Here is a 17,164-nt window from a genome sequence, read left to right on the forward strand (position 1 = left end):
GCCTTCCCCGCTGCATCTTGCTCGGCAGATTGGCTGTCTTAATTTATAAGGCCAGGTCATCGCACCCATGCATCGTTGCCCATCGCCAAGGTGGCAGGCATGTCAAAAGGCCGTGGCGGGTAAGTCCTTGCTTGGCGTTGTTGTGCCTTGGTCTGGCTGCTCGGCTGCAGCAGCGGAATCATCATCATCTTTCTCGCTATCCGGGGCCTTGCAGATGAGTTTCTTGTTGTTGTCGTCATCCGTGAAAAAGATGGTGCGATAGCGCCAATAAGAGCCATGGGGTTCTAGCTTGCCCAGAGTGGATTGCATGAACCAGGCGCGGGAGTCGTGGACATGTTCGTCGAATAGCAGCATGAGATCCGCGTTTTGAATCAGCTTCTGGTATTTGGCCTCGCTGTGTTTGATCAGCATTGCGCGCTCGGTGCCGGTACAGTCGGCACTGAAGGGGCGGGAGATGGCAGTAAACAGGGATGCCAGCCAACCTAGCGGGTTCGGGTCTACGCTGTGAAGGCCCAGATAGTCATCGCGGAAGTCTTTGGCACCCATCCGCAGCTGGGTTCCGTCCAGGGTAGGTTCATAGCCCTTGGACAAATTGGGTTGATAGTCCCGGCCTACATAAGCCTTGTCATTGGCCGACATGCTGTCCTCGGGCACGGGCTCGACATGGCTACCGCGGCCATTGATATTGGAAACGCGGTGCTCCGGCCACTTCATCTTGGTAGCACTGGCTTTGCCCTTTTTACTTTGGGTTTCCCAGGCATCCTTCTCTTGTTTGATTGCCCAGTCCGGCGTTTCGCGTTCTGTCGCCGCATATTTGTAGTAGTCGGTAGTTTCCTGGCTTTGCCCGCCACTGCCATGCAAGCCGCCTGCATAGCGCTCGATACGCCAGGCATTGATTTGCGCAGTCTGGTTCTTGATCAGGTCAATCAGCGAGCCGCCTGATCTTGACGCATGCCGCCATGCATTGAAGCGCTGGATGAGTTGTGTTTCAACCATGAATAAATCTGATGTGTTCTTGTCAAAGAACCTCCATGGCTCGCTACTTTGCAACATTTTGATTTTGGACTTCTCACTTGCAGTTCCACCCTTGCAACGGCTGGCGTCAATTTTTAGCGGTGCCCCCGCATCGAAAGCCAGGCGATACAGATGATTCAGCGGAATCTGCGACAGCAACATTTCCTGTCCTTCGCGCGCCTTGCCTTGATCGTTTGGCGGGTAACCACCGCCTACATCACTGTGCATGCCGGGATAAACCCATTCGCCTACCACGCAGGAAGGGTAGGCACCCTGGGTGGTGGTGGCCACCGAGTCCAGTGGAAAACACAGGCGCTGTTCGTGTGCGCTCACCAGGTGGGCACAGCGCTTGAGCCACTCGCGCTGCGGCAGTTGCATGGTGCCATCAGCCCAATCCATATGGCCTTGTGCACCGGGGGCCAGCTCGGTCAGGCCAACCGAGGCCACCGTATCCAGTACCCCGAGAAATTCCACTGTCAGCGGGATGCCAAAGAAGGCGCTGTCCTGCATCTGCTCATCCAGGCGCCACAAAAAAGCACGGGCCTCGGCAGCGCCACGGGAAAAGCCATAAATGTACAGCTTGATTTTCAGGATGGTCGGCTTGCTATCCAGTTTGGCCAGAACATCGCTCATGCCAGCCTTCATCGCTGCGCGGCGATCATCCTTGCTGGTGCCGGTTTTTACCATCACGCCATGATTACCCTCCTTGTAGGTAAATTCCATTTGCTGGATTACCTTCATGGCTTGACGGTCATCAACTTCCTTTGAAATCAAACTTTGTTGTAAAGCATCAATAAGCCGGGTTAATCCCCATAGAATTCTGCGCTCGCCACCACTGGCAAAACTCAGCCCGCTGGAAGAAGGGCCATCTTCGCCGATTTTTTTAAATTCTGTACCAACACCTTGCATGTAATAACTGAAGTATCCACTCTTCTGAGCAGATACTTCACCGATTGTGGCGTTGTAGAGACGACGGATATTACTGCTACATACCGGGTTTGCCTTATCATCGGAATCACCATGATTATTGGTTCCATCAAAGAACAGGCTGATATTTAGCACCATATCGCAGGGTGCTGGTTTGCCAGCTGCGCGTTCGTCCATGCAGCTTTCAGCAATATCTTTTTGCTGTTCGCGGCGTTGTTGCAAGATATGGGCTATGTTGGTTGGAAAGTAACCAGCCTCAGGGTAGTGTGGTGCAAGACTTACCGGCATGTTTTTGCTCCCCCCGCACGACGGGCTAGTTCAGCATAAAATTCCTTTCCACCAGGAAGATCCTTGAAGAGACTGTATTTTTCGTCACAATCTATAACAATTCTGATGCCATCACACGGAAGAAAAATAAAAGTTACCCCACATGTTTCTCCATATTTAGGTAGGGGGATGGTTTTTTCTATAGTTCTATAATTCTTCCTGTGGTTTGCCATCCAGGCTTTCCATTCTGGGGTGCTTATACCATTCTTTATTACCGGGGCACTTTTGCCATCAGGGTTAATGTCAGGACTGGGGTCCTTGGTCCAGCTAAGCGTTGCTGTCATGCCCGGCTTCCATTTGGCCGGAATGCTCATGCAGCACTCTTGACCACCTGTTCCACTCACACCGCTGCCATTCAGGCTTGCATTAAGAATAATGATACTACGGTCTGTATTGACTACCCTGCCAGGAACACCAATAGTGGCTTCGTCGGCCATGCTTTGGCAGCCGCTAAGCAGGGCAAGGGTGCTGATAATGAAGGCCAATAATTTATTTCTTGACACTGAATTGTTCCTTGATTGAATTGTTTTGCATGGTCATTTTAAGTAGTACTTGCCAATATTTTGCCGGTTATTTTATTTACTGCATCGTCGAATCATCATGCTGTTTGCCGCCTTTAAGAATCAGCCATATTCAATGGTACGTTCCTTCATGCAGCTTTCGGCAATATCCTTTTGCTGTTCGCGGCGCTGTCGCAAGATGTCCGCAATTCGGGTTGGAAAGAAGCCGGATTCCGGATAGTGAGGTGCAAGACTTACTGGCATACCGTACGCCCTCCCATGCGACGAATTAGCTCAAAATCAAAATTTTTACCGCCTGGTAGCTTTGAAAACAACCGGTGTTTTTCTTCGCAATCAATCACTACACGTGCATCGTCGCAGGGTAAAAATACAAATGTGACACCGCACGTCTCACCATATTTAGGTAAGGGGATGATCTTTTCCATTTTTTTATAATTGGCTTCATGAATTTTCATCCACTTTTCCCATTCTGGAGTAGTTATTCCATTCGGCAGAGCTGGTCGTCTTTTCCCATCTGGATTGACTCCCGGACTGGGGTCCTTGGTCCAGCTAAGCGTTGCGGTCATGCCCGGTTTCCATTTGGCCGGAATGCTCATGCAGCATTCTTGACCACCTGTACCACTTGCACCGCTACCATTCAGGCTTGCATTAAGTATTTTAATACTGCTATCGGTGTTGACCACCCGTGCTGGAACGCCAATAGTGGCTTCATCGGCCATACTTTGGCAGCCGCTAAGCAGGGCAAGGGCGCTGATGATGGCCAGTAATTTATTGTTAAACATTGTGCAGTTGCCTGGTTGCATCGTTTCGTATTGTCATTTTATGTACTACTTGCCAATATTTTGCTGGTTATTTTATTTACTGCATCGTCGAATCGTCATGCTGTTGGTTACAGTTAAAGCGCGGACTATTTAACAACTCACTCATTCATGCAGCTTTCGGCAATATCTTTTTGCTGTTCGCGGCGTTGTGGCAAGATATGGGCTATGTTGCTTGGAAAGTAACCAGCCTCAGGGGAGTGTGGTGCAAGACTTACCGGCATGTTTTTGCTCCCCCCGCACGACGGGCTAGTTCAGGATAAAATTCCTTTCCACCAGGAAGATCCTTGAAGAGACTGTATTTTTCGTCACAATCTATAACAATTCTGATGCCATCACACGGAAGAAAGATGAAAGTTACGCCGCATGTTTCTCCGTACTTTGGTAAAGGGATAGTTCTTTCCATTTTTTTATAATTAGATTTGTGTATTTTTACCCACCTTTCCCATTCTGGGGTAGATATTTCACTAGTAAGTTTCGGTGGTCGTGACCCATCTGGGTTAACTCCTGGGCTAGGGTCCTTGGTCCAGCTAAGCGTTGCGGTCATGCCAGGTTTCCATTTGGCCGGAATGCTCATGCAGCATTCTTGGCCACCTGTTCCACTTGCACCGCTACCATTCAGGCTTGCATTAAGTATTTTAATACTGCTATCGGTGTTGACTACCCGTGCTGGAACGCCAATGGTGGCTTCGTCGGCCATGCTTTGGCAGCCGCTAAGCAGGGCAAGGGTGCTGATGGTGATGGCCAATAATTTATTGTTAAACATTGTGCTGTTGCTTGGTTGAATCGTTTCGTATCGTCATTTTGCGTAGGTCTTGCCAATATTTTGCTGGTTACATTATTTATTGCATCGTCGAATCGTCATGCTGTTTGCCGCCTTTAAGAGTCAGCCATATTTAATGGTACGTTCCTTCATGCAGCTTTCGGCAATATCCTTTTGCTGTTCGCGGCGTTGTCGCAAGATGTCCGCAATTCTGCTTGGAAAGAAGCCGGATTCCGGATAGTGAGGTGCAAGACTTACTGGCATACTGCACGCCCTCCCATGCGATGAATTAGCTCAAAATCAAAATTTTTACCGCCTGGTAGCTTCGAAAACAACCGGTGTTTTTCTTCGCAATCAATCACTACACGTGCATCGTCGCATGGTAAAAATACAAATGTGACACCGCACGTCTCACCATATTTAGGTAAGGGGATGATCTTTTCCATTTTTTTATAATTGGCTTCATGAATTTTCATCCACTTTTCCCATTCTGGAGTAGTTATTCCATTCGGCAGAGCTGGTCGTCTTTTCCCATCTGGATTGACTCCCGGACTGGGGTCCTTGGTCCAGCTAAGCGTTGCAGTCATGCCCGGTTTCCATTTGGCCGGGATGCTCATGCAGCATTCTTGGCCACCTGTTCCACTTGCACCGCTACCATTCAGGCTTGCATTAAGAATATTGATACTGCTGTCGGTGTTGACTACCTGGCCTGGAACGCCAATAGTGGCTTCGTCGGCCATGCTTTGGCAGCCGCTAAGCAGGGCAAGGGTGCTGATGATGGCCAGTAATTTATTGTTAAACATTGTGCAGTTGCTTGGTTGAATTGTCTCGTATCGTCATTTTGCGTAGGGCTTGTCAATATTTTTGCTGGTCATTTTATTTACTGCATCGTCTGATGCAGATTGAACGGTACGTTCAATCATGCAGCTTTCGGCAATATCCTTTTGCTGTTCGCAGCATTGTCGTAAGATGTCCGCAATTCGGGTTGGAAAGAAGCCGGATTCCGGATAGTGAGGTGCAAGACTTACTGGCATACCGCACGTCCTCCCATACGACGAATCAATTCAGGATAGCGGTCCTTGCCACCAGGTAATGTTCTGAATAATTTGTATCTCTCATCGCAATCTAGAATAACTCGCGCATCGTCACATGGTAAAAATACAAATGTCACTCCACACGTCTCACCATATTTAGGTAAGGGGATGATTTTTTCCATTTTTTTATAATTGGCTTCATGAATATTCATCCACTTTTCCCATTCTGGAGTAGTTATTCCATTCGGCAGAGCTGGTCGTCTTTTTCCATCTGGATTGACTTCCGGACTGGGGTCCTTGGTCCAGCTAAGCGTTGCGGTCATGCCCGGCTTCCATTTGGCCGGGATGCTCATGCAACATTCATCACCGCCAGAACCACTCACGCCGCTACCATTCAGACTTGCACGTAGTATTTTAACGCTGCTGTCAGCATTCACTACTCTACCAGCAATGCCAATGGTGGCTTCGTCGGCCATGCTTTGGCAGCCGCTAAGCAGGGCAAGGGTGCTGATGATAATGGCCAATAATTTTTTGTTAAACATTGTGCTGTTGCTTGGTTGAATCGTTTCGTATCGTCATTTTGCGTAGGGCTTGCCAATATTTTGCTGGTTACTTTATTTATTGCATCGTCGAATCATCATGCTGTTTGCCGCCTTTAAGAATCAGCCATATTTAATGGTACGTTCCTTCATGCAGCTTTCGGCAATATCCTTTTGCTGTTCGCGGCGTTGTCGCAAGATGTCCGCAATCCTGCTTGGAAAGAAGCCGGATTCCGGATAGTGAGGTGCAAGACTTACTGGCATACCGCACGTCCTCCCATACGACGAATCAATTCAGGATAGCGGTCCTTCCCACCAGGTAATGTTCTGAATAAATTGTACTCTTCATTGCAATCTAGAATTACCCGCGCATCATCGCATGGTAAAAATACAAATGTCACTCCACACGTCTTACTATACTTTGGTAAGGGGATGATCTTTTCCATTTTTTTATAATTGGCTTCATGAATTTTCATCCACTTTTCCCATTCTGGAGTAGTTATTCCATTCGGCAGAGCTGGTCGTCTTTTCCCATCTGGATTGACTCCCGGACTGGGGTCTTTGGTCCAGCTAAGCGTTGCGGCCATGCCCGGTTTCCATTTGGCCGGGATACTCATGCAGCATTCATCACCACCAGACCCGCTCACACCGCTGCCATTCAGGCTTGCATTAAGTATTTGGACGCTGCTGTCTGCATTCACTACTCTGCCAGCAATACCAATAGTGGCTTCGTCGGTCATGCTTTGGCAGCCGCTAAGCAGGGCAAGGGTGCTGATAATAAAGGCCAATAATTTATTGTTAAACATTGTGCTCTTGCTTGGTTGAATCGTTTCGTATTGTCATTTTATGTACTACTTGCCAATATTTTTGCTGGTCATTTTATTTGCTGCATCGTCGAATCGTCATGCTGTTGGCTACTGTTAAAGGGTGGGCTATTAAACGACCCATTCATCCATTCAGCTTTCGGCAATATCCTTTTGTTGTTCGCGGCGCTGTCGCAAGATGTCCGCAATCCTAGTTGGAAAGAAGCCAGATTCCGGATAGTGTGGGGCAAGGCTTACCGGCATGTCTTTTTCCCTCCAAGACGGCGAATTAGTTCTGAATCAAAATTTTTACCGCCAGGTAGTTTCGAAAACAACCGGTGTTCTTCTTCGCAATCAATTATTACACGCGCATCGTCGCACGGTAAAAATACGAATGTTACTCCACACGTCTCCCCATATTTAGGGAGTGGTATTGTTTTTTCTATAGTTCTATAATTCTTCCTGTGGTTTGCCATCCAGGAATCCCATTCTGGAGTGCTTATTCCATTCTTTATTATAGGGGCTCTTTTCCCATCAGGGTTAATGTCAGGACTGGGGTCCTTGGTCCAGCTAAGCGTTGCTGTCATGCCCGGCTTCCATTTGGCTGGGATACTCATGCAGCATTCATCACCACCAGCCCCACTCACTCCGCTACCATTCAGGCTTGCACGGAGTATTATGATATTACTGTCGGTATTAACTACTCTGCCTGGAATGCCAATGGTGGCTTCGTCGGCCATGCTTTGGCAGCCGCTAAGCAGGGCAAGGGTGCTGATGATGGCCAATAATTTATTTCTTAACATTTTCTGTTGCTAAGCGCGTTGCTTCGCATAGCAATTCCATATCCTGGTTTGCGTCGTCGAGTAGGCAGATAGCCATTTTCTGATAATTTTGTGCTATTTTTCGATACCTATTAGCGCCTTCATGGCTTTTCTATTCATCCATTTTTTGTATGGCAAGTGCCCTCGATGTGGCTGTGTTATGCCTAATTAATTAAAAGCACTTGCCATCATTCGTTGCATTGACTGTGTCAGCTAACTTGGATTTATTTTAAGGCGCATTACTATTTTCTGTTTTCTTCGTGTAGCGCAGAGCCGACTTCATGAGTGGGTCTAGTAAAATAAGCCTACCATCTTGAGATTGACCTATCCATAACTCAGATACAAAGGGTTTAAGCAAACCAAGATCATTGATGGCTACACCGACAATGCGCTTGCTGCGTCGCTCAGGTGGAATGTCAAACCAGGACCAAGAATCATGGCTGCCGTTTCTTCGTAAACCGACCTTTGTCCAGTCAGAAGCCGATCCGCTCCACTGTAAAATGGCATCGCCGCTACTGTTGCTGACTGCATGACCCAATATTTTTCCATTTGATTGGAATTGCACTTCGATATCCTCGGCACCTCCAGCTTTTGGCACGCCAACGACAATAATCAGCTCCTCATTGGTGGCAGGCTTAATGATTTTTTCTTCATCATTAGTCATTAAGCGGTAGGTAGGCTGAGTTTTAGGCAGTTCGGTTGTGAACTTAACTAGTCCATTTTCGATATGCCATTTTCCTTCCAGATAGTCAAATTGCGAGTACCATGCTGCTCTGTGATTTTTTTCTAACCATAATTCAGATTTTGTACTGGATGATGTGTATTTTCCGATTATAAATTTTTCTTTGATTGGCTTTTCCTGTTTTCGATAAGATAAGCTTTGAATACTTTTTGCGAAAGGGTTTTCTTTTATTTCCGGCTTTGGCATGGAAAGTATCAATTCGTCGTTTTCCCCATTATTTAAGGAAAGTAAGATGTTATTGAATGCCGGAGCAATTTTGTTGGAATTTTTTAGCATCATAGGCATGATGCCGCTCTCCTGTGCAGCATCTGTGACGGAAAACCAGTTCCATTTGTCTTCACCGTCAATACGCTTAAGGGCGACTCTTTTCCATGGCCCCCAGGAAGGAGGTTTTTTTGCTGTTAGCAAACCTCTATTTCTCTGATCTGTTTCGCCATTTATTATTTGGCCTTTTTCATCTTCAAAAATTGCGGCATCTCCAGTTATGCCTTGTATTTCGGTGCCAATGATGTAGGTGCCGATCACGTCGTTGGGGTGGCGGAATCTTATTTGATCTGATATGTATGGCTGGTACTTCGGGTGGCCTTTTTCTTTGTTGGCTATTAGGTTTATTTTTTCATCTTTTATATTCCAGGTGCCGCTAACGTTATAGTGCCCGTTGTAATATAAATTCCATTGAAACTTTCCTGACTTTTCCAGTTTTAGATGGGATGGTAGCCAGTTGTCGTCTGTCAATACATAACTGCCTGCCAGTGGAGAAGTATTATTGCCAGCCAATGCTATTGGTGCTGTTGATATGTTGCTAATCAAGAATGCCCAGCTAAGAAGTGCAGTGGTGCTTTTCTGTTTGATTTTCATTTTTGATTTGTCTTCGCTAAGGGTGTCGTTACAACATCTTAAATATGCTTAGTTAATACACAAAAATTGCTCAATGAATGGCAGGCGTGCATCTTCCGACCACAATTTTGCTTTGTCCGCAGCCTGGTGCGCGTGTGCCAGCCGCGTCATCAGCTCTTCTTCGGACTGCAGTTGGAATTCCTCCGGGCTGAGCAGGTGGTTTTGCCGCCATTGCTCGGCAACATGCCAATTGGCCAGGGCATCCACCTGGCTGTCTTGTAATGGCAGGGTTTCGTCCAGCCAGATGGCAGGCGGCGGACTTTGCCATTTCCCGGTGTCCTGCATGCGGGCGTTGCCATCACGGTCCAGCCAGTGCCATTCACGGGTGGGGCGTAATAGCAGGCTGCGATTGTCGTCATCCAGCGTATCCACCACTGCGGCAAACAGCCGGGGGTCGTGATAGCGCAATACGCCTTTTTTCAATCCCCGTTCCCAGGATGCCTGCAGGCACAGACGGCAGTTATTGACCAGGTCGGCAAAGTCCCAGCTGCTTAGCAGGGCCATTACCCTGGGCTGGCCATGCCATTGCTGCAGTAATTTCAGCAGTTGCGGGGCGGTGACATGGAGCGGTACGCGTAGCAGTACCGGGCCAGCTTCTGCCGCTTCTTCGTGCGGGGTGTCCTGTAGCAGTGCCACCGGTTTGTTGAGTGTGGTAATCCGGTTTTGCCATGCAGGGCTTAATTCCGCCTGATCCACAATCAGGTCCAGCCATTCCAGCGCCAGTGCGGCAGCATGGTTCTGCAGCAGCGTGAGCCAGGCCTCAGGCGTGGCTTGGTTTAACAGGATGCGTTGACTCATTTGGCGGCTACCAGCGGATTGGCCTGATTGAATGCTTTGGCCATACAGGGTTTGCAGACGGTGTTAGGGAAGCTTGGCAGGGGCGGATTCATCTGGTCCGGCCCGCTCAGATTGTGGCTCACCCCCTTCACGCTTACTGTCCCCGGACAGTGGATTTCGATATTGCCACCTGCGATGCGGATATATCCGCCTCCTGCCGTCAGTAATATTTCCTGCTTGGCATTGACCACAATCCTTTCTTTGCAGGAGGTGATGGTCACATCCTTATCCGCCGTCAGTTCCATCGCATCGCTCTGCGCTTGCACCTGCACCTTGCCCTTCGCCGCAATCAGCTTCAGCGCCACCTTGTCCTTCACCCCGGCCACAAACAGGCTGATGTGCTGACCGACGTTGTGCAGCCAGCGGCGGCCGGTGGTGTGGTTGGCATCGCGTTGGGCGATGAGGTTGAGGTTGGTTCCAGCGCTGAGGGTGTGGCTTTGTTCGGTGAGGCTGGCGATGCCGGCCGGGGCGGACAGGATGAGCAGCGGCTGTTGGCCAGCCTGGCTGCTGTTGCCGCTGCTGGCGGTTTTGCCTTCCTTGTCGGTATTGCTGCCGGCTTCCCAGGCTTTGAGTGCGGCGGCGTGGTGTTGCAGGTGGCCGCTGTCCTTGTTGCCGTCTTTGCCGTTGTCGGAGTTGATGGCGTCCGGCCCGGTTTCCATGCTGTCGGCCAGTTGCGCGGCGGCGGTGTCGCCCAGGCTTTGGCTGAGGCTGAGCGCGGCGTCGAGCTGGCTTTGTGCGTGTTCGCGCGCCAGTTGTTTGCCGGATGCGCCGTTTTGCGCTTCGGTGCTGATGAGCAGGCCGTGGCCGGCGCGGATGGCGCCGTGCTGGTCGGTGCGTAGTTCGAAGCCTTCGCCGCGCGGCTGGGCTTTGCCATTGCTGCGCGGGTGGGTGAGGTAGCCCTGGTTGAGCTGGGTCTTGCCCGCTTCGCTACTGAGCTTGGCGCGGACTTCACCGGGCGTGTCGTCGAACAGCAGTTCGTTGTACTGGCCGCCCTGGTGTTCTTTGGATTTGATGCCGGACAGGGTCTTGTTGGCGGGCAAAGCGCCGGCACCGCTGAAGGCCGGGGTGGCGTGGCTGCCGTTGTACAGCACGCCAACAATCACCGGGCGGTCGATATCGCCTTCGATAAAGTCGACCAGCACTTCCTGGCCGATGCGCGGGATGAACTGGTGGCCCCAGCCGGCCCCGGCGCTGGGCATGGCCACGCGCAGCCAGCAGGAGGAGCGGTCGTCCAGATTGGCGCCGCTGCCGGGGTGTTCGTCTGGCCGCTGCCAGTGGAACTGCACCTTGATGCGGCCCAACTCGTCGGTATGGACTTCTTCGCCTTCCGGGCCGACCACGGTGGCGGTCTGTACACCTTTAGATGTCGGCTTGGCCTGCGCGCTGTGGGCGTAAGCCGGGGTGAGCGGAATGCCGCGGCGCTGGGCGGTGATGGTGGTCTGGAAGGGGCTGCTGTTCTGGCTGTCGTTTGATGTGCTGCTATCTCCCAGCAAGCCGCGCAGGCTGCTGGCCAGCTCACCCGGCAGATTGTTGTTGGCGCGGAAGGTTTGACCGGTGACGACAAACTCGCGCTGTTCGCTGCTATCGCCCTCGTGCAGCGGATGTTCATCCAGGCGGAACCATTGGCCAGCGAGCAGGCTGCGTACTGAGCCGCTGCCAGAGAATTGCTTGGCCTGCACATCGTGCGCCTGCTGACGCCGCTGCGCATACTGACTCAGTTGCTCGGCATCGCTGGCGTAGTACAGCGACTGCGGGTCGTAATCCTGCAAGGTGGATTGCAGTGCATCACCACTGCGGCCTTGCTGGATGCGGCTCTGATCGCCGCTGTGCTGGGTGCTCACCGGCTGGTAATCGAAACTGGCCAGTGCCACCGCACCGGACACCACCTGCCGCGCGGCGCTCCAATCGGTGAGGCCGTCTTCTTCCTCGGTGGCATCGCTGCGATGAAAACGCACCCGCTCACTGGCCGCCGGCGGCAGGCTGTAAGCGTCATCAAACACCACCAGCTTGACCTGCGGATGCTCGCCATCGATATGTTCAAACCTCCACGCATACCCCTCTTCATGCAGCAGCCGCACGATGAAGTCGAAATCACTCTCACGGTATTGCAGGCAATAACTGCGCGGGCTGGCGCTGGCGGTGTGGAACTCCAGCGTCTGCACTTGGGCAAACACCGGGTTGTTGGCCTGATGCTCGGCCAGGATCTGTTTGACGATGTCCGGCACCGACAAGTCCTGAAACACCCGCGAGGTACGACGCAGCCGCAGCAGGGCAAACGGCGGCTCGATGGTGAGGCCGTACTTGGCAAAGCCGCCATCGCTGCCTAACAGCTCGGCGCGTGACACCACGCCACAGCGCACTACCTGGCTGCCAGCGGCATCCAGCACCCCCAGGCGGGCGGCTACACCCAATAAGGACTTGAGTTCGATAGTGCCATCCGGCGACAAACAACTGAGCTGATAGCGATAGGCCTCCGACACGCCCTCGCTGCCGTCCAGCGTGTGTGGCAATAACTGCTCGGCGGCGATCTGCCCGCCATCCAGCTGCAGGGTGAGCAGACGCTGGTGCTGGGAAAAGGCGGCGGCGAAGCTGCTTAAAAGGCTGGTAAGGTCCATCCCGGATTTATCTCTTATTCATGACAAGGGGCTGCGCTGGCAGGGCGGGGCGTGCCATGCTTATTGCACCTTGTATACATTGGATGACAGTTGCAGCGTGGCGTCGAAAGTGACGGGCGGGCGGTGCGGATGAATGCGCAGCACGGCGTCCACGCGAAAGCGTAGGTGCCGCTCCATTTCACGCGGGGCGTCCAGATTGACGCGCACGCGCGACAGGCGCGGTTCGTGCGTTTCGATGGCGCGGCGCAGTTGTTCGCGCAGCAGTTCGCGATCGTCCGGATTCAGCAGGCTGATGCCGCTCAGGTCGGGAATGCCATAGTTGAGCATGCTGCGGCGTGCCAGCGGGTAGTCGTCATCGCGCACTTCAGCCGGCATCAGCCTTGTGTTGAGCAGGGCTTCCAGATCACGCGCCAACGACTGCTTGAACTGGGGCAGCTCGTACAGCGCGGCATGGTCAAATGCACTGTTTTCCGGATGGTCGTCCAGCAGTCGGTCAAGCACCGATGGCTGCAGTAGCGTGTGTCGGCTGAAGCTACTCATCTCAGCCGCCAAACAGCTTGCTGAGCTGTTGTGACAACAGCCAGCGGTAGGTCAGGAAGATGCCGCTACCCACCACCGCCAGCAGGGCGAAATACAGCCATAAGGGCAGTTCGTGCCGCACAAAGGCCTGGAAGCGCTGCGGCAACTGCCAGTTGGGGGCGAATTCTGCCTTGCCTCCACGCACCTGCTGTATTTCCTGACCCAGTTTGTGGGTGAGATAGCCCAGTTTTTCTTCGCCTTCCAACAGATATTTGCCCTGAAAGCCCAGCAGCAGGCAGGTATAAAACACTTCCAGTGCCTCGATGCTCTTGGCGGGCTCCAGCCGCAGTTGTTCCAGGCGCTGGAAAAAGCCTTCGCCGGCAAGATGTTCGCCAAACAGCCGTAGTTGCAATGGCATGCGCTCCCATTCGTCACGCAGGGAGAAGACCGAGGACAGAATGATTTCGTCCATCAGCGCGCAAAAAGCGTATTTGGCGTGATTGACTTCGTTCATGTCCTTGTTGAAGTTGCGGGCGTTCTTTTCGTATTGCGATAAAAAGCTGTCCACGCGGCGGTTGAACTCCACCGCACTGCCCGGTGCATTGCCATCCTTCAACAGAAACAGCAGGTAGATGCCGTCCTCCAGCATTTCGCGCAGCGAGGGTGAGGCGGGGGCGGACACGGTGATGGGGCGTTCGGTGCTTGGGGTAATGGTGGCTTGGCTCATGGCGCTCTCAACGGAAGACGGCGATCAGCTCAAGGCTGAGATCTGACAAGGTTTGCGGAACATAAATGCAGATGCTGCGCGACTGCAGCATGCGGCTGAAGATGTCGCCGTGCGGTTCAAAGGCAAAGTAGTGATTGCCCACGCGGACCGGCACTGCCGATGGCGTTTGTGCCGCATGGTGGATGGCTACACCGCGCAAGGCCGAGTTGAGGATTTTTTCTACATCGTCCGGCGCGCCAATCTTCATTTTCAGTGGCACGTTGTCGATCACCTGGGAGGCGGGCAGCTCGCTGTGTACGGACAGGTAGAAATCCACGTTTTCCAGCAGGCGATCACTTTCCAGCCGTCCAATATGGAAGGAAGGTTTGGGCGAGTGCAGCGGAATAACGGTGTAACGGGCCGAAATCACGGTCTCCAACAGCTCGCGGATTTGCCGATCCAGCACCGGGAACACCTGTTGTAGCTGGTCGTGGCGATAGGGCGGGATGTCGGCCAGGCTGTACAGGGTGGAGAAGGTTTGCAGCTCCCCGCAAAACTCGGCCAGCGCCACGTACAACTCTTCCGGATGGAGCGGCTGGCACAAGGACAGGTGGCGCAGGCGGGCAAAATTACGGTTTACACTGTGCAGCAGCCAAAACGAGCTGATATCCGTAGAGCCATATTCGACAACACTTTTAGCCCGCTCGCGGTGGCTGCCGCTCAGCGACTGGCTTTTCACCAGCAGGATATCCAGCAGGCGGCGCAGCATCTGCTGGAGATCATTCGATGCGCTTACCGTGGTAAGCGGCGGGATAAACTCGCTGGCTACCACCCATTGCCCGGTGGCGTTTTTTTCCAGATCACACAGTGCGATAGCGTCGTAGCCGTCGCGGTTTTCCTGTTCCAGCATCAGGCGGATGTCCAGTTCCAGTGTGCTGACATCCGCATCCACCGCCTGGGTGTACAGATCACCCAATTCGCTTTGCTGGCTGATAAAGCGGGTGGGGCGGGCACTGCCTGTGCCGCTGCGTGTATTGCCGCCATAGGATTGCATGTCGGCCAGGCAGGCATACAGCCTGGTCTTGATGCCCAGTTGCGGCAGGGCATTCAGGTCGCGTGACATGGGTAATGCAGCATGCGCGGGTGCTTGGTACAGCGTGCCGTCCCGAAACAGCACGGCCAGCTCATCCAGATGCACCATCCCTCCCTTGAGTGCCTGCTCATCCAACTTTAATTGTGTAATTCCCCATTGGTGGCGGCGTGTGTTCTGCAGCAAGGCCGTGGCTTTTTGCTCCAGGAAAAGAGATTGCTGCTGGAAATGCTGTGGTCGCAGGAACATGCCTTCGCCCCACAGAATCCGTTTGGCTTGTTGCATCGGATTTCAAACCTTACATGCTCAGAATATGGCTGCCTGTGCGGCGTGATGGCCACGTTCACGGTGTCAATAGTTTCGTTTCTGGCTGCGGTGGTCAGCGGCCAGCGATCGCATTTTCACTACCGGGGTAGTGGTGGTGGACAATATTTGAGTAAATTTACTTAGTATAATTATCATTTGTCATATTTATTAACCAGACTATTTCAATTGAATTAATTAAATCAAGAATTAAATATGTCGTAACAGATGTTGTTAAATTGAGACAGTCTGAAGCGGTGTTTCCATTTTTTTAGCGCAAATGGATATTGCAAGTGCTTGGTAGCTGCGCTGGCTGTCCGGGGATCGAGGTATTCTTTGTCCGGGCCGGCTGCAGGTAACAATCTGCTGCCTTGAAATTAAGCCCAGCACTCTTGATGGCATCTGCCGTGTACAGCAAGCGCCAGTATGTGGGGTCGGCCTGCCTGAAAAAGCCAACCACACCAACGAATTGCGTCTCTTCGCTGATGGTTTCCTGCTCGGCCAGTTTGCCTCCCGGAATGAGGGTAACTTCCCGGCTGCTGATCAGTGATTTGCCTAGCAGCTCGGCCTCGGACTTGCCGGCCAGCAAAGCGTCCATCGTCATGCGATTGAATGCATCGGCACTGCGCAACTGGTAGATATGCACGACCACCGACAGTGGTTTGCCTTGCACGTCACGGTTCATGCCCTTGCTTCCCTCTCCGGTGATGCTCACCATCTTGGGCCCGCCACATGCAGCCAATGCCAGTACTGGCAAGGCTTTCAGCAGTTTTTGCAAGGTTCTCGTTCTCGGTTTTTTCAACATGGGGCGAATTCTGCAGCCAAATGATTTCCAGTGGAAGATTCATATTTTACTAGTATTTTCAACTAGTCAAAATTCATAAAAAAGTACATTACAATATGCGATAAATCATTTGTTTGTTGCTTTGATTATAGTTTAAATGAAATACTAATAGTTCAGATGCTGGAATGGAAGATGCAGTTGGCTATCGTGTTGCCGGTTTTGATAGTTGCCATCGTGTTGACGATGGCATGGGTGGGTTGGCGTTTTTTTTTACGCAGGCCAGAGCTTGGCCTGTGGCTGGTCGACAAGCCTGCTGCTTCCGTGATGGAGCAAGCCATCCCGCAAGGGCTCAGCCTGGCTGAACCGGACAGTGCTGTGGCGCCGTCGCCGGCAAAGCCCAGGCTGCAGCATCGTTACAACTGGCTGACCTGGCCGTTGCTTTCCTTGTTGCTGGTGGGCGTGGGGGTGTTCGCTGTGTTCGTGATGGGGGGGCGCTACTACCAGCAGCCCGATTATGTCGCTCAGGACTATCAGCAGTCTGACCGCATCAAGCAGACCTTGCTGGAAGAAAAACTGATTCCGCCACCCCCCTTGCCACCTGCTGCTTTCAATGATGTGCAAAACCAGATGCCAACGCTGGACATCGCCCATGCCAACCGTGACTGGAGTCGGATGAACCCGGCGTTTGTGCAGACCGTGTTGCGGGTGATGGTGGCCATGCGGGCGCGTGGATTCGGCATGGTGCTGCTGGAGGGCTATCGCAGTCCGGAGCGTCAGAATGCACTTGCGGCACAGGGCAATCACGTTACCCAGGCCAAGGGTGGGCAGAGCAAGCATCAATACGGACTGGCAGTCGATCTGGCACCGATCCGTGCTGGCAAGGTGGTGATTTCAGAGCGTGATCCATGGGCGATGCAAGCCTATCAGGCGCTGGGCGAAGAGGCTCAGAGAGCAGGGCTGACCTGGGGTGGAAACTGGAGTTTCAAAGACTATGGACACATCGAGCAGACCGGGTCGTTAAAGGTGTTGCTGGGTAAAAGGTAACTTTTCAATTTTCGATAAGTGGTGGTTATGCAAGCTTGGCTTCGGCATGGGAAAGTCGCT

The 17,164-nt window shown here is 52.3% G+C and carries 17 protein-coding genes; 1 reads left to right on the forward strand and 16 read right to left on the reverse strand.

Annotation, left to right across the window (positions count from 1 at the left end; all coding sequences use genetic code 11):
• Positions 1 to 102: 102 nt before the first annotated feature.
• The 16 genes from DLM_RS07970 to tssJ form a co-directional block, all read right to left on the reverse strand.
• Complete coding sequence (locus DLM_RS07970) at positions 103 to 2,229, reverse strand: T6SS phospholipase effector Tle1-like catalytic domain-containing protein (RefSeq protein ID WP_089084245.1); 2,127 nt, start codon at positions 2,227 to 2,229, stop codon at positions 103 to 105.
• Positions 2,220 to 2,771, reverse strand: coding sequence for a DUF3304 domain-containing protein (locus tag DLM_RS07975; protein WP_145985798.1), 552 nt, complete (start codon positions 2,769 to 2,771; stop codon positions 2,220 to 2,222). Before DLM_RS07975 ends, DLM_RS07970 begins: the two co-directional genes overlap by 10 nt.
• Positions 2,772 to 3,022: 251 nt before the next feature.
• Positions 3,023 to 3,571, reverse strand: coding sequence for a DUF3304 domain-containing protein (locus DLM_RS07980; protein ID WP_167467059.1), 549 nt, complete (start codon positions 3,569 to 3,571; stop codon positions 3,023 to 3,025).
• A 250-nt stretch (positions 3,572 to 3,821) separates the two neighbouring features.
• Positions 3,822 to 4,373 carry a DUF3304 domain-containing protein gene (locus tag DLM_RS07985; RefSeq protein WP_089084248.1) on the reverse strand — a complete coding sequence of 184 codons (552 nt, stop codon included), beginning with the start codon at positions 4,371 to 4,373 and terminating at the stop codon, positions 3,822 to 3,824.
• A 251-nt stretch (positions 4,374 to 4,624) separates the two neighbouring features.
• Entirely contained in the window at positions 4,625 to 5,173 is a 549-nt protein-coding gene (locus DLM_RS07990) for a DUF3304 domain-containing protein (protein ID WP_089084249.1), read from the reverse strand.
• A 33-nt stretch (positions 5,174 to 5,206) separates the two neighbouring features.
• Positions 5,207 to 5,404, reverse strand: coding sequence for a hypothetical protein (locus tag DLM_RS23000; protein WP_145985799.1), 198 nt, complete (start codon positions 5,402 to 5,404; stop codon positions 5,207 to 5,209).
• Positions 5,395 to 5,946 (reverse strand): DUF3304 domain-containing protein, encoded by a 552-nt coding sequence (locus DLM_RS07995; RefSeq protein WP_089084250.1) that lies wholly within the window; start codon positions 5,944 to 5,946, stop codon positions 5,395 to 5,397. The genes DLM_RS23000 and DLM_RS07995 overlap by 10 nt, the downstream gene beginning before the upstream one ends.
• A gap of 251 nt (positions 5,947 to 6,197) precedes the next feature.
• Entirely contained in the window at positions 6,198 to 6,749 is a 552-nt protein-coding gene (locus DLM_RS08000) for a DUF3304 domain-containing protein (protein WP_089084251.1), read from the reverse strand.
• 251 nt (positions 6,750 to 7,000) lie between these two features.
• The gene (locus DLM_RS08005; protein ID WP_167467060.1) at positions 7,001 to 7,531 is read right to left on the reverse strand and encodes a DUF3304 domain-containing protein; all 531 of its coding nucleotides are present in this window, start codon (positions 7,529 to 7,531) and stop codon (positions 7,001 to 7,003) included.
• Positions 7,532 to 7,796: 265 nt separating this feature from the next.
• The gene (locus tag DLM_RS08010; protein WP_089084253.1) at positions 7,797 to 9,167 is read right to left on the reverse strand and encodes a hypothetical protein; all 1,371 of its coding nucleotides are present in this window, start codon (positions 9,165 to 9,167) and stop codon (positions 7,797 to 7,799) included.
• Between the two features lie 48 nt (positions 9,168 to 9,215).
• On the reverse strand, positions 9,216 to 10,004 hold the full coding sequence (locus tag DLM_RS08015; RefSeq protein ID WP_089084254.1) for a DUF4123 domain-containing protein: 789 nt from the start codon (positions 10,002 to 10,004) through the stop codon (positions 9,216 to 9,218).
• Positions 10,001 to 12,658, reverse strand: a complete 2,658-nt coding sequence (locus DLM_RS08020) for a type VI secretion system Vgr family protein (RefSeq protein ID WP_119313214.1) — start codon at positions 12,656 to 12,658, stop codon at positions 10,001 to 10,003. The genes DLM_RS08015 and DLM_RS08020 overlap by 4 nt, the downstream gene beginning before the upstream one ends.
• A 60-nt stretch (positions 12,659 to 12,718) precedes the next feature.
• Complete coding sequence (gene tssE, locus DLM_RS08025) at positions 12,719 to 13,198, reverse strand: type VI secretion system baseplate subunit TssE (RefSeq protein WP_089084312.1); 480 nt, start codon at positions 13,196 to 13,198, stop codon at positions 12,719 to 12,721.
• 1 nt (position 13,199) lies between these two features.
• A complete protein-coding gene (icmH, locus tag DLM_RS08030) occupies positions 13,200 to 13,904 on the reverse strand; it encodes a type IVB secretion system protein IcmH/DotU (protein ID WP_089084311.1) in 705 nt (234 codons plus the stop codon).
• A gap of 7 nt (positions 13,905 to 13,911) precedes the next feature.
• Entirely contained in the window at positions 13,912 to 15,258 is a 1,347-nt protein-coding gene (gene tssK, locus DLM_RS08035; RefSeq protein WP_089084310.1) for a type VI secretion system baseplate subunit TssK, read from the reverse strand.
• 289 nt (positions 15,259 to 15,547) lie between these two features.
• On the reverse strand, positions 15,548 to 16,081 hold the full coding sequence (tssJ, locus tag DLM_RS08040) for a type VI secretion system lipoprotein TssJ (protein WP_089084309.1): 534 nt from the start codon (positions 16,079 to 16,081) through the stop codon (positions 15,548 to 15,550).
• Positions 16,082 to 16,252: 171 nt separating this feature from the next.
• Between tssJ and DLM_RS08045 the strand changes: the two genes are divergently transcribed.
• Positions 16,253 to 17,104: a M15 family metallopeptidase gene (locus DLM_RS08045; RefSeq protein WP_231960131.1), complete on the forward strand. Its 852-nt coding sequence runs from the start codon at positions 16,253 to 16,255 to the stop codon at positions 17,102 to 17,104.
• Positions 17,105 to 17,164: the final 60 nt, after the last annotated feature.

It is taken from the genome of Aquitalea magnusonii (assembly GCF_002217795.2).
In the GTDB taxonomy this organism is placed as follows: Bacteria; Pseudomonadota; Gammaproteobacteria; order Burkholderiales; family Chromobacteriaceae; genus Aquitalea; species Aquitalea magnusonii_B.

Excerpts from the sequence above, each read along its gene's own strand:
- DLM_RS23000 (WP_145985799.1), bottom strand. The coding sequence starts at position 5,404 with ATGCCAGTAAGTCTTGCACCTCACTATCCGGAATCCGGCTTCTTTCCA.
- DLM_RS07995 (WP_089084250.1), bottom strand. The coding sequence starts at position 5,946 with ATGTTTAACAAAAAATTATTGGCCATTATCATCAGCACCCTTGCCCTG.
- DLM_RS08000 (WP_089084251.1), bottom strand. The coding sequence starts at position 6,749 with ATGTTTAACAATAAATTATTGGCCTTTATTATCAGCACCCTTGCCCTG.
- DLM_RS07980 (WP_167467059.1), bottom strand. The coding sequence starts at position 3,571 with ATGTTTAACAATAAATTACTGGCCATCATCAGCGCCCTTGCCCTGCTT.
- tssK (WP_089084310.1), bottom strand. The coding sequence starts at position 15,258 with ATGCAACAAGCCAAACGGATTCTGTGGGGCGAAGGCATGTTCCTGCGA.
- DLM_RS07970 (WP_089084245.1), bottom strand. The coding sequence starts at position 2,229 with ATGCCGGTAAGTCTTGCACCACACTACCCTGAGGCTGGTTACTTTCCA.
- DLM_RS08015 (WP_089084254.1), bottom strand. The coding sequence starts at position 10,004 with ATGAGTCAACGCATCCTGTTAAACCAAGCCACGCCTGAGGCCTGGCTC.
- tssE (WP_089084312.1), bottom strand. The coding sequence starts at position 13,198 with ATGAGTAGCTTCAGCCGACACACGCTACTGCAGCCATCGGTGCTTGAC.
- tssJ (WP_089084309.1), bottom strand. The coding sequence starts at position 16,081 with ATGTTGAAAAAACCGAGAACGAGAACCTTGCAAAAACTGCTGAAAGCC.
- DLM_RS08045 (WP_231960131.1), top strand. The coding sequence starts at position 16,253 with ATGCAGTTGGCTATCGTGTTGCCGGTTTTGATAGTTGCCATCGTGTTG.
- DLM_RS08010 (WP_089084253.1), bottom strand. The coding sequence starts at position 9,167 with ATGAAAATCAAACAGAAAAGCACCACTGCACTTCTTAGCTGGGCATTC.
- icmH (WP_089084311.1), bottom strand. The coding sequence starts at position 13,904 with ATGAGCCAAGCCACCATTACCCCAAGCACCGAACGCCCCATCACCGTG.
- DLM_RS07990 (WP_089084249.1), bottom strand. The coding sequence starts at position 5,173 with ATGTTTAACAATAAATTACTGGCCATCATCAGCACCCTTGCCCTGCTT.
- DLM_RS08020 (WP_119313214.1), bottom strand. The coding sequence starts at position 12,658 with ATGGACCTTACCAGCCTTTTAAGCAGCTTCGCCGCCGCCTTTTCCCAG.
- DLM_RS07985 (WP_089084248.1), bottom strand. The coding sequence starts at position 4,373 with ATGTTTAACAATAAATTATTGGCCATCACCATCAGCACCCTTGCCCTG.